Consider the following 17,170-nt stretch of genomic DNA (forward strand, 5'->3'; position numbering starts at 1 on the left):
TTACTTCTTCTCCATCTTTGCGCCGTAGCGGCTGCGGGCCTGCTTACGGTTCTTCACACCCTGGGTATCGAGGGCGCCACGGACGATCTTGTAGCGGACACCCGGGAGGTCCTTCACACGACCACCGCGAACGAGCACAATGGAGTGCTCCTGCAGGTTGTGGCCAACACCGGGGATGTAGGCGGTAACTTCCACGCCGCCGTTGAGGCGCACACGTGCCACCTTACGCAGAGCCGAGTTCGGCTTCTTCGGGGTGGTGGTGTAGACGCGGGTGCAAACACCGCGGCGCATGGGGCTGCCCTTAAGCGCGGGAGCCTTGGTCTTTGAGACCTTAGGCGTGCGGCCCTTGCGGACCAGCTGGTTAATCGTAGGCACTCTCGTGTTCTCCGTTTTATCCGGAGTGGCTGTTTCCGGCCACTCTCTTGTTGCGTTGCCCCGCCGCCCGGGCCCTGAAGGGAATCTCCATGGCGGCGAAGGCGAAGCCTTAATAGTCGGATCGCACACCAGCACGAAACATACATTCCTGCAGTTCCCTAGGCATGCAAAAATGTGGCATACGTTGCACAAGAACCCTGCAAACCGGAAACGTCGCTCTGGTCCAGCTTCTCAGCTGATACCGGCGCACTCATCCACTGCCACAATAACAATTGTTAACAAGTCTAGCATGGACGGGCTCCATGCCTTAATCGGGGCCTCTCCCCGGTGGTTAAGCGGGGATGGTCCCCCACCTTGCGGTGCGGGACCATCCCTTGGTCAGGCGTTAACCCTCAGTGGTTACCGGAAGTCGTTGCCCAGGTCGTAGTCATCCAGCGGGATGGCGTGGAACTCGGGAGCTCCGTCACCGCCCAGGGTGTCGTACGAGAAGTCACTGAACGCGCTGGGGCCGGTGAACAGGTTGGCCTTTGCTTCCTCAGTGGGCTCCACGGTGACCTCGGTGTAGCGCGGGAGGCCCGTGCCGGCCGGGATCAGCTTACCGATGATGACGTTTTCCTTCAGGCCGAGCAGCGGATCGCTCTTGCCTTCCATGGCCGCCTGCGTCAGGACGCGGGTGGTCTCCTGGAAGGAAGCTGCGGACAGCCAGGACTCGGTGGCCAGCGACGCCTTGGTGATGCCCATGAGTTCAGGACGTCCGGAAGCCGGAGTCTTGCCCTCGGACACAACACGGCGGTTGGCGTCCTCGAAGCGGCTGCGCTCGGCGAGCTCGCCGGGCAGCAGGTCCGATTCGCCGGACTCGATGACCGTGACGCGGCGCAGCATCTGGCGGACGATAACCTCGACGTGCTTGTCGTGGATACCGATGCCCTGGCTGCGGTACACGCCCTGCACTTCGTCCACGAGGAACTTCTGTGCCGCACGCGGACCCATGATGCGCAGGACCTGCTTGGGGTCCACCGGGCCGTTGATCAGCTTCTGGCCAACGGAGACATGGTCGCCGTCTTCGATCAGCAGGCGTGAACGGCGGAGGACCGGGTAGGCGATCTCTTCCGTTCCGTCATCCGGGGTGATGACCAGGCGCATCTGGCGCTCGGACTCTTCGATGGTGATGCGTCCGGCTGCTTCAGCAATCGGGGCAACACCCTTCGGAGTACGGGCTTCGAAGAGCTCCTGGATACGGGGCAGACCCTGGGTGATGTCGTCGCCACCGCCCGCGGACACAGCACCACCGGTGTGGAACGTACGCATGGTCAGCTGGGTACCGGGCTCACCGATGGACTGTGCGGCGATGATGCCCACGGCCTCGCCGATGTCCACGGTCTTGCCGGTGGCCAGCGAACGGCCGTAGCACAGGGCGCAGGTTCCGACGCTGGACTCACAGGTGAGCACGGAGCGGACCTTGACCTCGGTGATGCCTGCCTTGAAGAGCTCGGCGATCACAACGTCACCGCAGTCGGTGCCGGCGGCTGCGAGGACATTGCCCTCAGAGTCCACGACGTCGACGGCCAGCGTACGTGCGTAGGCGCTGTTCTCGACGTTCTCGTCCAGGACCAGCTCACCATTGGAATCGGCAACGGCGATGGGCGTGACCAGGCCACGCTCGGTGCCGCAGTCCTCTTCACGGACGATGACGTCCTGCGAGACGTCCACCAGGCGGCGGGTCAGGTAACCCGAGTTGGCGGTACGCAGTGCGGTATCGGCCAGGCCCTTACGGGCACCGTGCGTGGCGATGAAGTATTCCAGCACCGACAGGCCCTCGCGGTAGGAGGACTTAATCGGACGCGGGATGATCTCACCCTTCGGGTTGGCCACCAGGCCACGGATACCCGCGATCTGGCGGACCTGCATCCAGTTACCACGTGCACCGGAGGACACCATGCGGTTGATGGTGTTCATCGGGGACAGGCTCTCACGCATCACGGAGGCGATGTCGTTCGTTGCCTTGTTCCAGATCTCGATCAGTTCCTGGCGGCGCTCGTCGTCGTCGATCAGGCCCTTGTCGTACTGGCCCTGGATCTTGGCGGCGCGTTCCTCGTACCCGGCAAGGATTTCCGGCTTGGCAGCAGGAACTTCGATGTCGGAGATGGCAACGGTGACGCCTGAACGGGTGGCCCAGTAGAAACCGGCATCCTTCAGGTTGTCCAGCGTTGCCGCGGTGACGACCTTGGGGTAGCGCTCGGCGAGGTCGTTGACGATCCGGGACAGTTCGCCCTTGTCGGCAACGGCTTCAACCCACGGGTAGTCCTCGGGCAGGGTCTGGTTGAACACAACCTGGCCCAGGGAGGTCTGGACGAGTGCCGGCTGACCGGGCTCCCAGCCTTCCGGGGCTTCCCAGCCGGCGTAGGGGACGAATCCTTCGAGCCGGATCTTGACCTGCGAGTTAAGGTGCAGCTCGCGTGCATCGAAGGCCATGATGGCTTCCGAAACGGAGGAGAAGATCCTGCCTTCGCCGGCGGAACCCTTCCGCTTGGTGGTCAGGTGGTACAGGCCGATGATCATATCCTGCGAAGGCAGGGTGACCGGGCGTCCGTCAGAGGGCTTCAGGATGTTGTTCGAGGACAGCATCAGGATGCGGGCCTCAGCCTGGGCTTCGGGGCTCAGCGGCAGGTGGACTGCCATCTGGTCGCCGTCGAAGTCGGCGTTGAACGCGCCACAAACCAGCGGGTGCAGCTGGATTGCCTTGCCTTCAACAAGCTGCGGCTCGAACGCCTGGATGCCCAGGCGGTGCAGGGTAGGTGCACGGTTGAGCAGCACCGGGTGTTCGGTGATGATCTCTTCGAGCACGTCCCAGACCTGCGGACGGTAACGCTCGACCATACGCTTTGCCGACTTGATGTTCTGGGCGTGGTTGAGGTCAACCAGGCGCTTCATCACGAACGGCTTGAAGAGCTCCAGGGCCATCTGCTTGGGCAGGCCGCACTGGTGCAGCTTCAGCTGCGGGCCGACGACGATGACCGAACGGCCGGAGTAGTCGACGCGCTTGCCGAGGAGGTTCTGGCGGAAACGGCCCTGCTTGCCCTTGAGCATGTCGCTCAGGGACTTCAGCGGACGGTTGCCCGGCCCGGTGACCGGACGGCCGCGGCGGCCGTTGTCGAAGAGGCTGTCAACAGCTTCCTGAAGCATGCGCTTCTCGTTGTTGACGATGATCTCCGGAGCACCCAGGTCAAGCAGGCGCTTGAGGCGGTTGTTGCGGTTGATCACACGGCGGTACAGGTCGTTGAGGTCGGAGGTCGCGAAGCGGCCACCGTCCAGCTGGACCATGGGGCGCAGTTCCGGCGGGATCACCGGGACGGCGTCGAGGACCATGCCGAGCGGGCTGTTGTTGGTGGTCAGGAATGCGTTGACCACCTTGAGCCGCTTCAGGGCGCGGGTCTTGCGCTGGCCCTTGCCGTTGGCGATGACGTCGCGCAGGAGGTCGGACTCGGCCTGCATGTCGAAGTTTTCGAGGCGCTTCTTGATGGCCTCGGCACCCATGGAGCCTTCGAAGTACATGCCGTAGCGGTCGCGCAGTTCGCGGTACAGGCCTTCGTCACCTTCGAGGTCGGCGACCTTCAGGTTCTTGAAGCGGTCCCAGACCTGCTCGAGGCGCTCGATGTCGGCATCGGCACGCTTGCGCACGTTGGCCATCTGGCGGTCGGCGGAGTCGCGGGCCTTCTTCTTGTCGGCAGCCTTGGCGCCTTCGCCCTCGAGGCGGGCAATTTCGCCTTCCAGGTCGCGGGCAATCGCGGCGATGTCGGCGTCGCGGTTGTCGATCAGCTGCTTCTTCTCGATGTCGTGCTCAACCTGCAGGTTGGGCAGTTCCTCGTGGCGGGCAGCCTCGTCGACGCTGGTGATCATGTAGGCAGCGAAGTAGATGACCTTTTCGAGGTCCTTCGGGGCCAGGTCAAGGAGGTAGCCCAGGCGGGACGGAACACCCTTGAAGTACCAGATGTGCGTGACGGGAGCGGCCAGTTCGATGTGGCCCATGCGCTCACGGCGGACCTTGGCGCGGGTGACTTCAACGCCACAGCGCTCACAGATGATGCCCTTGAAGCGCACGCGCTTGTACTTGCCGCAGTAGCATTCCCAGTCGCGGGACGGGCCGAAGATCTTCTCGCAGAAGAGGCCGTCCTTCTCGGGCTTGAGCGTGCGGTAGTTGATGGTTTCCGGCTTCTTAACCTCGCCGTACGACCAGCCGCGGATGTCTTCCGCGGTGGCGAGGCCGATCTGCATGAGGCCGAAGGAGGATTCGCTGGACATATGGTCCCTGTTCTCTCTTGTTCTCTAAATTCTGAAGTCTTGGTGCGGGATGAGGGAGGTGGGGTACGACGGCGGGTGGTCACCCGTCGTCGTACGCCCGCCTGCTAAACCTCTTCTACGGAGCTGGGCTCTGCGCGAGACAGATCGATGCCCAGTTCTTCCGCAGCCGTGAAGACTGCGTCATCAGAGTCACGCATTTCAATTGTGGTTCCGTCCGTGGAAAGGACTTCCACGTTCAGGCACAGCGACTGCATTTCCTTGATCAAGACCTTGAAGGATTCGGGAACGCCCGGCTCGGGGATGTTCTCGCCCTTGACGATCGCTTCGTAGACCTTCACGCGGCCGTGGATGTCATCGGATTTGATCGTGAGGAGTTCCTGGAGCGTGTAGGCGGCGCCGTAGGCTTCGAGCGCCCACACTTCCATTTCACCGAAGCGCTGGCCACCGAACTGTGCCTTACCACCCAGCGGCTGCTGGGTGATCATGGAGTACGGGCCGGTGGAGCGGGCGTGGATCTTGTCGTCCACCAGGTGGTGGAGCTTCAGGATGTACATGTAGCCGACCGAGATCGGATCCGGGAACGGCTCGCCGGAGCGGCCGTCAAACAGGCGGGTCTTGCCCGAGGAGTTGATCAGGCGGTCACCGTCGCGGGTCACGTTGGTGGAATCGAGCAGGCCCGTGATTTCCTCTTCGCGGGCGCCGTCGAACACCGGCGTGGCAACAGTGGTGGGACCACTCTCGCGCGGCAGGTTCGGCAGCTGCTTGACCCACTCGGGCTCGCCTTCGATCTTCCAACCGGTCTTGGCAACCCAGCCGAGGTGCGTCTCGAGCACCTGGCCCACGTTCATACGACCCGGGACACCCAGCGGGTTCAGGACGATGTCAACGGGGGTGCCGTCGGCAAGGAAGGGCATGTCCTCGATCGGCAGGATCTTGGAGATGACACCCTTGTTGCCGTGGCGGCCGGCCAGCTTGTCGCCGTCGGTGATCTTGCGCTTGGCGGCCACGTAGACGCGGACCAACTGGTTCACGCCCGGGGGCAGCTCGTCGTCGTTGTCGCGGTCGAAGACGCGCACGCCAATGACGGTGCCGGACTCGCCGTGGGGAACCTTCAGGGAGGTGTCGCGGACTTCGCGGGACTTCTCGCCGAAGATGGCGCGGAGCAGCCGCTCTTCCGGAGTCAGTTCGGTTTCACCCTTCGGGGTGACCTTTCCGACCAGGATGTCCCCTGCCTCAACCTCGGCACCGATGTGGATGATGCCGCGCTCGTCCAGTCCGGCCAGGACTTCCTCGGACACGTTGGGGATGTCACGGGTGATTTCCTCGGCACCAAGCTTGGTGTCGCGGGCATCGATCTCGTGCTCCTCGATGTGGATGGAGGAAAGGACGTCCTCGGCAACGATGCGCTGCGAGAGGATGATGGCGTCCTCGAAGTTGTGGCCTTCCCATGACATGAATGCCACGAGCAGGTTCTTGCCCAGTGCGAGCTCGCCCTGGTCCGTCGCCGGGCCGTCGGCGATGATGCCGCCAACTTCCAGGCGCTGGCCTTCGTTGACCAGGACACGGTGGTTGTAGCAGTTGCCCTGGTTGGAACGGGCGAACTTGTTGATGCGGTAGTTGGTCTCGGTGCCGTCGTCGTTGAGCATGATGACGAGCTCGGCGGAAACCTCGGTGACCACACCGGCCTTCTTCGCGATGACAACGTCACCGGCGTCGACGGCGGCGGCGCGCTCCATGCCGGTGCCCACAAAGGGGGCCTCGGAACGGACCAGCGGCACAGCCTGGCGCTGCATGTTGGCACCCATGAGTGCGCGGTTGGCGTCGTCGTGCTCCAGGAACGGGATCAGGGCCGTAGCCACGGACACCATCTGGCGCGGGGAAACGTCCATGAACTCGACGTCCTCGGCCGGAACCAGGACGGGCTCGCCTCCACCACCGCGGGCACGGACCAGGACGGTCTCTTCGGCGAACTTCTTGTTCTCGTCCAGCGGCGCGTTGGCTTGGGCGATCAGGACCTCGGCCTCGTCGTCTGCCGTCAGGTACTGGACGTCGTCGGAGACGACGCCGTCCTTGACCAGGCGGTACGGGGTCTCGATGAAACCGAACGGGTTGATGCGGCCGTAGGAAGCCAGCGAACCGATCAGGCCAATGTTCGGGCCTTCAGGGGTTTCGATGGGGCACATACGTCCGTAGTGGGACGGGTGCACGTCACGGACTTCCATGCCGGCGCGGTCACGGGACAGACCACCGGGGCCAAGGGCCGACAGGCGGCGCTTGTGGGTCAGGCCCGAGAGCGGGTTGTTCTGGTCCATGAACTGCGACAGCTGGGAGGTTCCGAAGAACTCCTTGATGGCTGCAACCACGGGGCGGATGTTGATCAGGGTCTGCGGCGTGATGGCCTCGACGTCCTGGGTGGTCATACGCTCGCGGACAACGCGCTCCATACGGGACAGGCCGGTGCGGACCTGGTTCTCGATGAGCTCGCCGACGGCGCGGATGCGGCGGTTGCCAAAGTGGTCGATGTCGTCGATTTCGACGCGCAGGTCCACTTCCTGGCCATCGCGGGTGCCCTTGATGGTCTTCTCGCCGGCGTGCAGCGCGACGAGGAACTTGATCATGGCGACGATGTCTTCAACGTGCAGGACGGAGGCTTCCTTGTCGCCAAGGGAGCGGTCGATACCAAGCTTGCGGTTGATCTTGTAGCGGCCAACCTTGGCCAGATCGTAGCGCTTGGAGTTGAAGTACAGGTTGTCCAGCAGGGACTGGGCAGCCTCGACGGTGGGCGGCTCGCCCGGACGCAGCTTGCGGTAGATGTCCAGCAGGGCGTCTTCGCGGGTTTCGGTGGCGTCCTTCTCCAGGGTTGCCCGCATGGAGTCGTACTGGCCGAACTCTTCGAGGATCTGGCCTTCGGTCCAGCCGAGGGCCTTCAGCAGCACAGTGACGGACTGCTTGCGCTTGCGGTCGAGGCGGACACCGACCTGGTCGCGCTTGTCGATCTCGAGTTCGAACCATGCACCGCGGGACGGGATGATCTTGGCGGTGAAGATGTCCTTATCGCTGGTCTTGTCGGCAGCGCGCTCGAAGTAGGCGCCCGGCGAACGGACCAGCTGGGAGACGACGACACGCTCGGTGCCGTTGACGACGAAGGTGCCCTTCTCGGTCATCAGCGGGAAGTCACCCATGAACACGGTCTGCTGCTTGATTTCGCCCGTGTTGTTGTTCATGAACTCGGCCTTGACGTACAGCGGAGCCGAGTACGTTGCGTCCCGGTCCTTGCACTCTGCCATGGTGTACTTGGGGTCAGCGAACTCCGGATCGGAGAAGCTCAGGGACATGGTGCCCTGGAAGTCCTCGATCGGGGAGATCTCTTCGAAGATGTCCGACAGTCCGGACGTGGTGGCGACGCTGAGATCGTTTTCTTCGACAGCCTTTGCCACGCGTGCCTGCCAGCGCTCGTTGCCGACCAGCCAGTCAAAGCTGTCCGTCTGCAGGGCAAGCAGATTCGGAACGTCAAGGGGTTCGTGAATCTTTGCGAATGAGAGCCGGCGAGTGGCACCATCAGTGCTGTCGGCAGTGTTAGCGGTTTCGTTATTAGAGGTGCTCGAGGCGACCAAGAGGGATCCTTCCACAGACCTTCAGGCGTTTTCAGATCTCCCCCGCTGTGCACCCTGCGAAGTGACTCCGCAGCGCTACCATCCGGTTCCGCTATATGACCCGGGGCCCGGACTGACTATGCTGTGACCGTTGTTACGGCACGTTGATTGCCAGCTGCCAGGCAAAGCCCACCGCTATATGAAGGCTGAAGGTAAACAGGGAAGACGCAAATATCTACGATACGGCAAAACAACCTACGTGTCTACCCCACTTCCTGCCGGAATGCAAGCACCTTGTCCCCCGGCTCCGAACTGATAGGTCCGGCGCAGCCTAGAGGCGCAGCGTCACGCCCTCCGCCGTGCAGGTTCCGGCGTTCGCGAAGACGGCGTCGCGCACGGCGTCCTCCGATTCCTTGGCGGGCTTGCCGCCGGATTCTGCAGCCGACGAGTGGTCGATGGCCAGCAGGCTCAGCGAGGCGAAGAGCCCCCTCAGGTCCCCGGAAACGGTGTCCTTGGCGTCCTGGGCTTTCGAGTAGACGTCTTCGTAGCCCTGCGGGTCGGTGGGGGAAACTGCGGCGTAGTCCGCCACCAACTTGTTGAAGAGCTCGCAGGCGGCCTTGGTTCCTCCGGCCGCAGATGCGGAACTTCCCCCGCCTGTGGAGGCGGCAGGGGTGCCGCTGTTAGTGACGCTGCCCGGGCTCGACGTAGACGTTGTGGAACCGGTGGATTCCGCCGGCGCCGGCGTAGATACCGAACAGCCCGCCAGGCTGCCTCCCGACAGAACCGCCGCGGCGATAGCCGCCGCCAGTGCTTTCTTCACGATGTCGCTCCGTCCGTCCCGGCTCCGGACCCGGTGTCCCCATGCAAGGCGTGTCCCCTGCAAAGCCTCGCCGTCCACCCTACGCAAGCGTCCGCCGTCGTGCCTAACCCCGGCGATGGGGACCTCTCCCCTGCCCTGTCCTGCCGCAGGACTGGAATGCACATAGCGCCTTTGGCGTTTGAATAGTTGGGTGACCAGGCTCACGATAGCCTTGGTGGCTTAGATCAAAACCGGATGGAAAGTGGTAACCATGGGCAACTCTCCCGGCAACAGCGACGTTGTCATCCTCGGGGCGGCACGGACTCCGCAGGGCCGGATCAACGGCCAGCTGTCCAGCCTCACGGCAGTGGATCTTGGTGCGCATGCCATCAGGGCCGCACTGGAAAACAGCGGTGTCGACGCGGCCGACGTGGAAACCGTCATCATGGGCCAGGTCCTGCAGGCAGGTGCGGGCCAGAACCCCGCGCGGCAGAGCGCCATCGGGGCCGGCATCGGGTGGAACGTCCCCGCGGTAACTGTGAACAAGGTCTGCCTTTCCGGCCTGACCGCGGTGATCGATGCCGCCAGGATGATCCGGGCGGGCGAGGCCGCCGTGGTGGTTGCCGGCGGCCAGGAGTCGATGAGCCGTGCACCGCACCTGCTTCCCGGATCCCGCCAGGGCTGGACCTACGGTTCCATCCAGGCGCTGGACGCAGCCGCCCATGACGGCCTGACCGATGCCTTCGACGGGGAATCGATGGGACTGTCCACCGAGACGAGGAACCTCTCGCTGGGGATCGACCGCACCTCGCAGGACAATGTCGCGGCCCAATCTCACCAGCGCGCTGCGCTTGCGGCCAAGAACGGAACGTTCGACGGCGAGATCGCACCGATCAGCGTCAAGCAGCGCAAGGGCGAACCCTTGGTGGTGGACACCGACGAAGGTGTCCGCCCCAACACCTCGATCGAGTCGCTGGCAGGCCTGCGCGCCGCGTTCGTCACCGACGGCACCATCACCGCAGGCAATTCCTCTCCCCTGTCCGACGGCGCCGCCGCCTTGGTACTGGCCTCACGCGGCTATGCGGAGGAGCACGGGCTGGAATACCTGGCGGTTGTCGGGAAGCCTGGACAGGTGGCCGGCCCTGACAATTCCCTGCATTCCCAGCCCTCCAACGCCATCATGAACGCCCTCGGCAAAGCAGGGTGGAGCACCGCCGATCTCGACTTCATCGAGATCAACGAAGCCTTCGGGTCGGTGGCCGTGCAGTCCCTCAAGGACTTGGATTACCCGCTGGAGAAGTGCAATATCCATGGCGGCGCGATCGCCCTGGGGCATCCGATCGGCGCCTCGGGCGCCCGGTTGGCGGCCCACGCGGCACACGAGCTGAAGCGGCGTGGAACCGGCAAGGCTGCGGTGTCCCTCTGCGGCGGCGGCGGGCAGGGCGAAGCTCTCCTGCTGTACCGCGACTGATGGCGGCCTCATCCGGAAACGGCGCGGACGGCGTCGGACGGGAACGGTTCCTGGCCGACGCCGCAGCCCGTGGCCTGGACGTAGACGTGGTGGAACGGCCCGCAGCGAAGAGCCTCGAAGAGGCCGCGGGCATCCTGGGCATCACGCCGGCGGACATCGTCAAATCGCTGGTGGTGAAGCACAAGGACGGTACGTTCCTCTTCGCACTGATCCCCGGTGACCGGCAGATTTCCTGGCCCAAGCTCCGTGCCTTGGTGGGCGTGAACAAGCTGTCATTGCCGCCCGCGGACACTGCACTGGAGGCCACCGGCTACGAGCGGGGCACCATCACCCCGCTTGGCAGCACCACGGCCTGGCCTGTCTATGCCGACGCCACCATCACTGGACGGCGCATCTCCATGGGCGCCGGTGCGCATGGGTACAGCGCATTCGTCGACGCCGACGCGCTGACCGCCGCCCTGGGCGCCGTGGTGGCGGACATCAGCGATCCCGGCTAAGCGGACCCGGAATCGATCGGGCGCGTTAAAGCAGGAAACCCCGCCCACCGGAGTGGACGGGGTTTCCGAAGGAAAAGGCGTTGTTACTTGAGGGTAACGGTGGCGCCTGCAGCCTCGAGCTGCTCCTTGGCCTTCTCGGCAGCTTCCTTGTTGGCGCCTTCGAGAACAGCCTTGGGGGCGCTGTCAACCAGGTCCTTGGCTTCCTTGAGGCCGAGGGAGGTGATGGCGCGAACTTCCTTGATGACTGCGATCTTCTTGTCACCGGCAGATTCGAGGATGACGTCGAAGTCGGTCTTCTCTTCAACCTCTTCAGCGGCGCCGCCACCGGCGGGGCCGGCAACAGCTACAGCAGCAGCGGTAACTTCGAAGGTCTCTTCGAAGAGCTTGACGAACTCGGAGAGCTCGATGATGGTCAGTTCCTTGAAAGCTTCAATGAGCTCTTCGTTGCTGAGCTTCGCCATGGTAGGCGTCCTTCCTGTTGTGGTGTCCGGGCGGCACTGGGCCGGACGGACACCGGAGTCTGGTGGGGGTAAGAGAATTAGTTCTCTTCGGCAGCGGGAGCTTCGGCGGCAGCGTCAGCTTCAGCGGCAGGGGCTTCTTCAGCGGCGGGCGCTTCGGCAGCTGCCGGTGCACCGTTCTCTTCTTCAAGCTTGAGGCGCAGTGCGTCGATGATGCGTGCAGCTGCGGCGGCAGGTGCCTTGAGGACGCCTGCAACCTTGGCGAGCTGCAGCTCGCGGGACTCGAGGGCAGCCAGTGCGGCGACCTCGGTGGCGTCCAGCGCCTTGCCCTCGAAGTAACCGGTCTTGATGACCAGCTGCTTGTTGGCCTTGGCAAAATCCGTCAGGCTCTTGGCAGCGGCAACTGCGTCACCCTTGATGAACGCGATTGCAGTGGGGCCGGCAAGCTGGCCGTCGAATGCTTCGACGCCGGCTTCCTTGGCTGCAATGGCGGTCAGGGTGTTCTTGACGACCGCGAACTTGGTGTCCTGGCCGAGAGAAACACGCAGCTGCTTGAGCTGTGCAACGGTGAGCCCGCGGTATTCGGTCAGGACAGCGGCGTTCGATTCCTTGAAATCGTTAGTGATCTCAGCTACTGCTGAAACCTTGGTAGGCGTTGCCATAACCCTCCTTCCGGGGATAGTGCCGGTATTCGACGGTCCCCGCTCAAGAGAGCTAAAACTAAAAACGCCCCGCGCAGATGCACGGGGCTTGGCTCGACACGTTGCCGTGGAGCTTTGCTTCGTTCACCTGCGCCGGCCGCCCTGCGTTGAGGGTCCTTCGTCCGGAAAGCCACTGTGGCCTCCAGCGCACAACTGCAGAGTTGAGCCATGTTCAGGAGAGTGGATTTCCAACAACCGACGGTCTTTGGTACTCCCAGCTTACGCGAGGCGCTGCCCGTCCACCAAATCGGGGCTCAGCTGGTGCTGGTGTGCAGCGTTGGAAGCTCCTTTTGCCAGATGCCCGTCACCCCGGCCGTCTGGAACCCCAGTTGCTTGTTGACCGTCAGGAGGTACCGGTTCTCCGGGGCGTTCCAGGTGTAAATGATGCGGGCGTCCGGGAACTGTTCGCTGAGCCGTTCCATGTTGGCCACCTTGATCAGCAGCCCGAGCTTGTTGCCCCGGTGTTCCTGCAGGACCAGGGTATCGTCCTGGAACACCACGTCCGCCCGGTGCGCGAGGACCGTGATGGTGGTCAGGCCCACCAGCGCCCCCGTGGCGATGTGCTCGACGGCGGTGACCACCGTTCTCCGGCCCTGCGCGATGGCGACGTCCTCCGCTTCACGCAGGATGCCGCCGTCGAACACCATGTCCTGTTCAACCGGCATGTCCAGCGACGGGTCCACGTCGGCGCCCGCCTGGTTTTCCAGCGCCGCCACGGCCTCCAGCCAGCGGTCGGGGCAGCGGTCCGTCCAGTGGTGCAGCCGGTACCTGCCGTTGTTCGCCTCCTCGGCCTCAGCCTGGAGGTCGGCCACGAGCTTGGTGTCCAGGGGCAGGAGGCAGGAGCTGAACTGCTCGATGTGCTGCAGCGTGTAGCCGGTCTTCTGCGCGAACTCGACCTCGCGGCTCTCCAGCGGCACGAAGCCCTGCCCGGAGCCGGGAACCAGCTGGGCCCGTTCAAACTCATGCAGGGATGCCCCCGGATGGTTGGTGTCCACCAGGATCATGGTGCGGCCCTCCCCCCGGGCCAGCTGTTCGGCGGCCTCCAGCAGCCGGCGGCCCACCCCCTGCCGCTGGAACTCGGGCAGGATGTCCAGGGTGAGCTCGGCAAGGTCCAGGTGGTCGGTCAGGGGCAGCGCGATATCAACCGTGCCCACGATCGCGCCTTCTACCCTGGCAACGAGGATCAACTGGCGCTCATACGGGTCCGCAAACTCAAGCAGCTTTTCCTCGGGTCCGTACGCAAGATCGTCACTGCCCCACGTCTGCATGCGCACCTTGCGGCCCACTTCCACCGCGGCAAGGAAGTCCGCAGCATCCGGGGTGTCCAGGGAGTCGGGAATCCAGAGCTGCTCGATCTTCACGTCTATTGCCATTCGGGCATCATCCCAGCCGTTTCTGCCACTCACCTTCATAGCCGGCGGGCCTGAATCCAAGGGCGGTATTTATCGCCAGCATATGCTGGTTTTCGCTGGCATTCCATGTCAGGACGGAGCGCGCCTGCGGCCATTTTTCCCGGGCCCGCCGCAGGTTGGCCGCCTTGGTCAGCATCCCCAACCGGTGGCCGCGGTGTTCCGCCGCCACCAGGGTGTCCTGCTGGATCAGCGACTCCGGCACCTGCGGCCGCCACGTCAGGACCGTGTACGCCACCAGTTCGCCGGTTTGCCGGTGCAGGGCTCCCGCCACGGAAGTTTGAACACCGCTGCGGAGCTGGGCTTCTTCATCGCGGCGCACGCGCTGGACATCCCAGTCCTCCCGTTCCCAGTCCATGCCGGCGGAGGGCGCGTCCGTGCTCATCCGCGCCCTCAATCCGGCGTAACCGGCAACGAGCTTCTCTGGACAGTGGTCATCCCAGCAGGCCAGCACGTAGTCCGTGGAGTGGGCTGCGGCGTCCCCCTCCAGCTGGGACAACCGGTCCGCGGCTACGGGCAGCTCCAGCCTGCTGGAGCGTTCCACCTGCTCCAGTTGGTACCCCGACGCCAGCGCGAAGGCGGTTGCAGGGTCATCCGCCGGCAGTTGCCCTGCCCCGGATTTCGCAGTGACCATGCGTGTGCCCTGGCGTATTTCGCCCAAGGGAACTTCATGGAAGCCCTCCAGGGATGACCTGCCGCGGGTGCGGGCAACAGCTTCGGCATGCTCCAGCAGGCGGCGCCCCAATCCCCTGCGCCGCCGACCAGGCACCACCAGGACATCGATTCCCGCCGTGGCCAGGTTCTCGCGCAGGGGCAGCGTCACGGAGCACAGCCCCACCGGCTCCCCGCCCGCACGGGCCAGGAACAGCCGCCGTTCTTCGTACTCGTTCCCGCGCAAGTACTCCAGCGCTTCGTCCAAGGTAAGGCAGCGCTCCAGGCTTCCCCACAGCTCCAAGGAGTGGGCCTCCTTCATCGCTTGGCATGCCAGGAAGTCCGCCGGCGGTGGAGCGTGGCGGCCCTGGCCGCGTGGAGGAATGGCGACGGCGGCAATCGCCCAGGACGGGAATGACGGCGGCAGTGCGGGGCCGGTTCGCTCAACATGGTCCATGCAGCCAGCATAGGCAGCACGGGCCACTGTGGGGCAGGCACAAAAAAGACCGTCCCGGCACCTTGGCGCCGGGACGGTCTTTGGTTGCTCCGGAGTCAATCCGGAAGCAGGAACTTCAGTGAGGACTATGCCTCGGTGAGCACCTTGGTGACGTTGGGGTCCACGGAGATGCCCGGGCCGAACGTGGTGGCAACGGTGGCCTTCTGGATGTAGCGGCCCTTCGCGGCGGACGGCTTGAGGCGGAGGACCTCTTCCAGTGCTGCTGCGTAGTTCTCGGCCAGCTTGATGGCGTCGAAGGAAACCTTGCCGATGATGAAGTGCAGGTTGGAGTGCTTGTCGACGCGGAAGTCGATCTTTCCACCCTTGATGTCGTTGACGGCCTTGGTGACGTCGGGGGTCACGGTGCCCGTCTTCGGGTTCGGCATCAGGTTACGCGGACCCAGGACCTTACCGAGGCGGCCAACCTTGCCCATGAGGTCAGGGGTGGCTACGGCGGCGTCGAAGTCGGTCCAGCCGCCGGCGATCTTTTCGATCAGGTCGTCGGAACCAACGAAGTCGGCGCCGGCTGCGATAGCTGCCTCAGCCTTGTCGCCCGTGGCGAAGACCAGGACGCGGGCAGTCTTACCGGTGCCGTGGGGCAGGTTGACGGTGCCGCGGACCATCTGGTCAGCCTTGCGGGGGTCAACGCCGAGGCGGAAGGCGACCTCAACCGTGGCGTCGAACTTGGACGGGTTGGTGTCCTTGGCCAGCGTTACTGCCTCGAACGGTGCGTAGTGCTTCTCCGCGTCGATCTTGGCGGCTGCTGCCTCATATGCTTTGCTGCGCTTTGCCATGCTGCTTATTTCTCCTTGTGCAGTTGTGGTCTGCGGACCGCGCTGGGCCCTGCCACAGTCGGCGATCCGGTTCGTTATCCGGCCCGGACGGCCAACATTTCAATTTTTTTGGTGCCGGTGTCCCGGCGGTGCGGCCCGTCGTCGTCAATCAACCCGACGCTGGACAGCGGTAAGGGCTGTTAGCCCTCGACGGTGATGCCCATGGAGCGGGCGGTGCCGGCGATGATCTTCGCTGCGCCTTCGAGGCTGGTGGCGTTGAGGTCTTCCATCTTGGTGGAGGCGATCTCGTTGACCTGGGCCTGGGTCAGCTTGGCAACCTTGACGGTGTGCGGGGTGGATGAACCCTTGGCAACGCCTGCAGCCTTCTTGATGAGCTCTGCAGCCGGCGGGGTCTTGGTGATGAATGTGAAGGAACGGTCCTCGTAGACCGTGATTTCCACGGGGATGACGTTGCCGCGCTGGGCTTCCGTTGCAGCGTTGTACGCCTTGCAGAATTCCATGATGTTGACACCGTGCTGGCCAAGCGCAGGACCGATCGGCGGGGCCGGGTTGGCGGCACCTGCCTGGATCTGCAGCTTGATGAGGCCGGTGACCTTCTTCTTGGGAGCCAATGTAGGGTCCTTCTCTCAATAACGTCCTGGGGCACAGGAGCGTGCCTCAGGTTTTTGGCCGCCATGGCGAGGCGGCCGGCCGTTCCGGTACCGCTAAGCGGGCGGCGCCGGGACGAAATCTAGGATTTTCAGATCTTGGTGACCTGGTTGAACGCCAAGGTGACCGGCGTTTCGCGCTCGAAGATGGAGACCAGCACCACCAGGGTCTGGGACTCGGGCTTGATCTCGGAGATCGTGGCGGGGAGGGTCTCGAACGGACCTTCCTTGACGATGACGGACTCGCCGACTTCGAAGTCCACGGCCACGGGTGCCTGGTTCTGCTTGTTGACCGGTTTGCCCTTCTCGGCCTGCTCCTCCTCGAAGACAGGGGCGAGCATGGAGAAGACCTCGTCCAGGCGCAGCGGGACCGGGTTGTGGGCGTTGCCCACGAAGCCGGTGACGCCGGGGGTGTGGCGGACGGCGCCCCAGGAGGCGTCGGTCAGGTCCATGCGGACCAGGACGTAGCCGGGGATGCGGACGCGGTTGATCACCTTGCGCTGGGCGTTCTTGATCTCCACGACTTCTTCCATCGGGACCTGGATTTCGAAGATGTAATCTTCCATGTCCAGGGTCTGGATGCGGGTTTCAAGGTTGGCCTTCACGCGGTTCTCGTAGCCGGCGTAGGAGTGGATGACGTACCAGTCACCCTCCTGGCGGCGCAGCTTGGCCTTGAACTCCTCAGCCGGATCAGCGGCGGCGGTGGCTGCAGCGGCGGCGAGGGCGTCTGCGGGCTCCTCTTCGCCATCGGCGCCTGAAGCGTCGGCTTCGTCAGCAACTGCTGCGTCGGAGGCGGCGTCGTCGGATTCGGGCGCGGAGGACTCAACCTCGGACTCTTCACCGGCTTCTGCCGTGACGTCCGGGGATTCTTCCAGCCCAGTCTCGGTTACCTCGAGCTCCTGCTCAGACACTTGGTCTCCTGCTTCCTCATTGCCTAACATGCCTATTTAAATGGCTCAATTCCGCACGCCGGCGCTTCC

The 17,170-nt window shown here is 64.1% G+C and carries 13 protein-coding genes; 2 read left to right on the forward strand and 11 right to left on the reverse strand.

What is annotated here, in order from left to right:
* From rpsL to ACFVTD_RS02560, 4 genes are all read right to left on the reverse strand, one after another.
* Nucleotides 1–375 (reverse strand): 30S ribosomal protein S12, encoded by a 375-nt coding sequence (gene rpsL / locus ACFVTD_RS02545; RefSeq protein ID WP_009358312.1) that lies wholly within the window; start codon nucleotides 373–375, stop codon nucleotides 1–3.
* 399 nt (nucleotides 376–774) lie between these two features.
* Nucleotides 775–4,674, reverse strand: coding sequence for a DNA-directed RNA polymerase subunit beta' (locus ACFVTD_RS02550; RefSeq protein WP_387557581.1), 3,900 nt, complete (start codon nucleotides 4,672–4,674; stop codon nucleotides 775–777).
* Between the two features lie 104 nt (nucleotides 4,675–4,778).
* On the reverse strand, nucleotides 4,779–8,288 hold the full coding sequence (gene rpoB / locus ACFVTD_RS02555) for a DNA-directed RNA polymerase subunit beta (protein WP_387557584.1): 3,510 nt from the start codon (nucleotides 8,286–8,288) through the stop codon (nucleotides 4,779–4,781).
* 310 nt (nucleotides 8,289–8,598) lie between these two features.
* Nucleotides 8,599–9,087 (reverse strand): hypothetical protein, encoded by a 489-nt coding sequence (locus ACFVTD_RS02560; protein WP_387557587.1) that lies wholly within the window; start codon nucleotides 9,085–9,087, stop codon nucleotides 8,599–8,601.
* A 250-nt stretch (nucleotides 9,088–9,337) separates the two neighbouring features.
* Between ACFVTD_RS02560 and ACFVTD_RS02565 the strand changes: the two genes are divergently transcribed.
* A complete protein-coding gene (locus tag ACFVTD_RS02565) occupies nucleotides 9,338–10,537 on the forward strand; it encodes an acetyl-CoA C-acetyltransferase (RefSeq protein WP_387557590.1) in 1,200 nt (399 codons plus the stop codon).
* Nucleotides 10,537–11,034, forward strand: coding sequence for an aminoacyl-tRNA deacylase (locus ACFVTD_RS02570; protein WP_387557592.1), 498 nt, complete (start codon nucleotides 10,537–10,539; stop codon nucleotides 11,032–11,034). Before ACFVTD_RS02565 ends, ACFVTD_RS02570 begins: the two co-directional genes overlap by 1 nt.
* A gap of 83 nt (nucleotides 11,035–11,117) precedes the next feature.
* Here ACFVTD_RS02570 and rplL read toward each other — a convergent pair whose 3' ends face one another.
* From rplL to nusG, 7 genes are all read right to left on the reverse strand, one after another.
* Nucleotides 11,118–11,495, reverse strand: a complete 378-nt coding sequence (rplL, locus tag ACFVTD_RS02575; protein WP_018760467.1) for a 50S ribosomal protein L7/L12 — start codon at nucleotides 11,493–11,495, stop codon at nucleotides 11,118–11,120.
* A 77-nt stretch (nucleotides 11,496–11,572) separates the two neighbouring features.
* Entirely contained in the window at nucleotides 11,573–12,154 is a 582-nt protein-coding gene (gene rplJ, locus ACFVTD_RS02580) for a 50S ribosomal protein L10 (protein ID WP_347885426.1), read from the reverse strand.
* Between the two features lie 293 nt (nucleotides 12,155–12,447).
* Nucleotides 12,448–13,566: a GNAT family N-acetyltransferase gene (locus ACFVTD_RS02585; RefSeq protein ID WP_387557596.1), complete on the reverse strand. Its 1,119-nt coding sequence runs from the start codon at nucleotides 13,564–13,566 to the stop codon at nucleotides 12,448–12,450.
* Between the two features lie 7 nt (nucleotides 13,567–13,573).
* Entirely contained in the window at nucleotides 13,574–14,710 is a 1,137-nt protein-coding gene (locus ACFVTD_RS02590; RefSeq protein WP_387557599.1) for a GNAT family N-acetyltransferase, read from the reverse strand.
* Nucleotides 14,711–14,835: 125 nt separating this feature from the next.
* A complete protein-coding gene (gene rplA / locus ACFVTD_RS02595; RefSeq protein WP_159631352.1) occupies nucleotides 14,836–15,543 on the reverse strand; it encodes a 50S ribosomal protein L1 in 708 nt (235 codons plus the stop codon).
* 179 nt (nucleotides 15,544–15,722) lie between these two features.
* Nucleotides 15,723–16,154, reverse strand: a complete 432-nt coding sequence (gene rplK, locus ACFVTD_RS02600; RefSeq protein WP_018760472.1) for a 50S ribosomal protein L11 — start codon at nucleotides 16,152–16,154, stop codon at nucleotides 15,723–15,725.
* 128 nt (nucleotides 16,155–16,282) lie between these two features.
* Nucleotides 16,283–17,101, reverse strand: a complete 819-nt coding sequence (nusG, locus tag ACFVTD_RS02605; protein ID WP_387557602.1) for a transcription termination/antitermination protein NusG — start codon at nucleotides 17,099–17,101, stop codon at nucleotides 16,283–16,285.
* Between the last annotated feature and the right edge of the window lie 69 nt (nucleotides 17,102–17,170).

Origin of the sequence: Pseudarthrobacter sp. NPDC058119 (genome assembly GCF_042884655.1) — a bacterium.
Taxonomy (GTDB): Bacteria; Actinomycetota; Actinomycetes; order Actinomycetales; family Micrococcaceae; genus Arthrobacter.

What these genes read in the sequence shown, in the direction of transcription:
- ACFVTD_RS02565 (WP_387557590.1), top strand. Translation starts at nt 9,338, where the DNA reads ATGGGCAACTCTCCCGGCAACAGCGACGTTGTCATCCTCGGGGCGGCA.
- rplL (WP_018760467.1), bottom strand. Translation starts at nt 11,495, where the DNA reads ATGGCGAAGCTCAGCAACGAAGAGCTCATTGAAGCTTTCAAGGAACTG.
- ACFVTD_RS02570 (WP_387557592.1), top strand. Translation starts at nt 10,537, where the DNA reads ATGGCGGCCTCATCCGGAAACGGCGCGGACGGCGTCGGACGGGAACGG.
- ACFVTD_RS02585 (WP_387557596.1), bottom strand. Translation starts at nt 13,566, where the DNA reads ATGGCAATAGACGTGAAGATCGAGCAGCTCTGGATTCCCGACTCCCTG.
- rplJ (WP_347885426.1), bottom strand. Translation starts at nt 12,154, where the DNA reads ATGGCAACGCCTACCAAGGTTTCAGCAGTAGCTGAGATCACTAACGAT.
- ACFVTD_RS02590 (WP_387557599.1), bottom strand. Translation starts at nt 14,710, where the DNA reads ATGGACCATGTTGAGCGAACCGGCCCCGCACTGCCGCCGTCATTCCCG.
- ACFVTD_RS02550 (WP_387557581.1), bottom strand. Translation starts at nt 4,674, where the DNA reads ATGTCCAGCGAATCCTCCTTCGGCCTCATGCAGATCGGCCTCGCCACC.
- rplA (WP_159631352.1), bottom strand. Translation starts at nt 15,543, where the DNA reads ATGGCAAAGCGCAGCAAAGCATATGAGGCAGCAGCCGCCAAGATCGAC.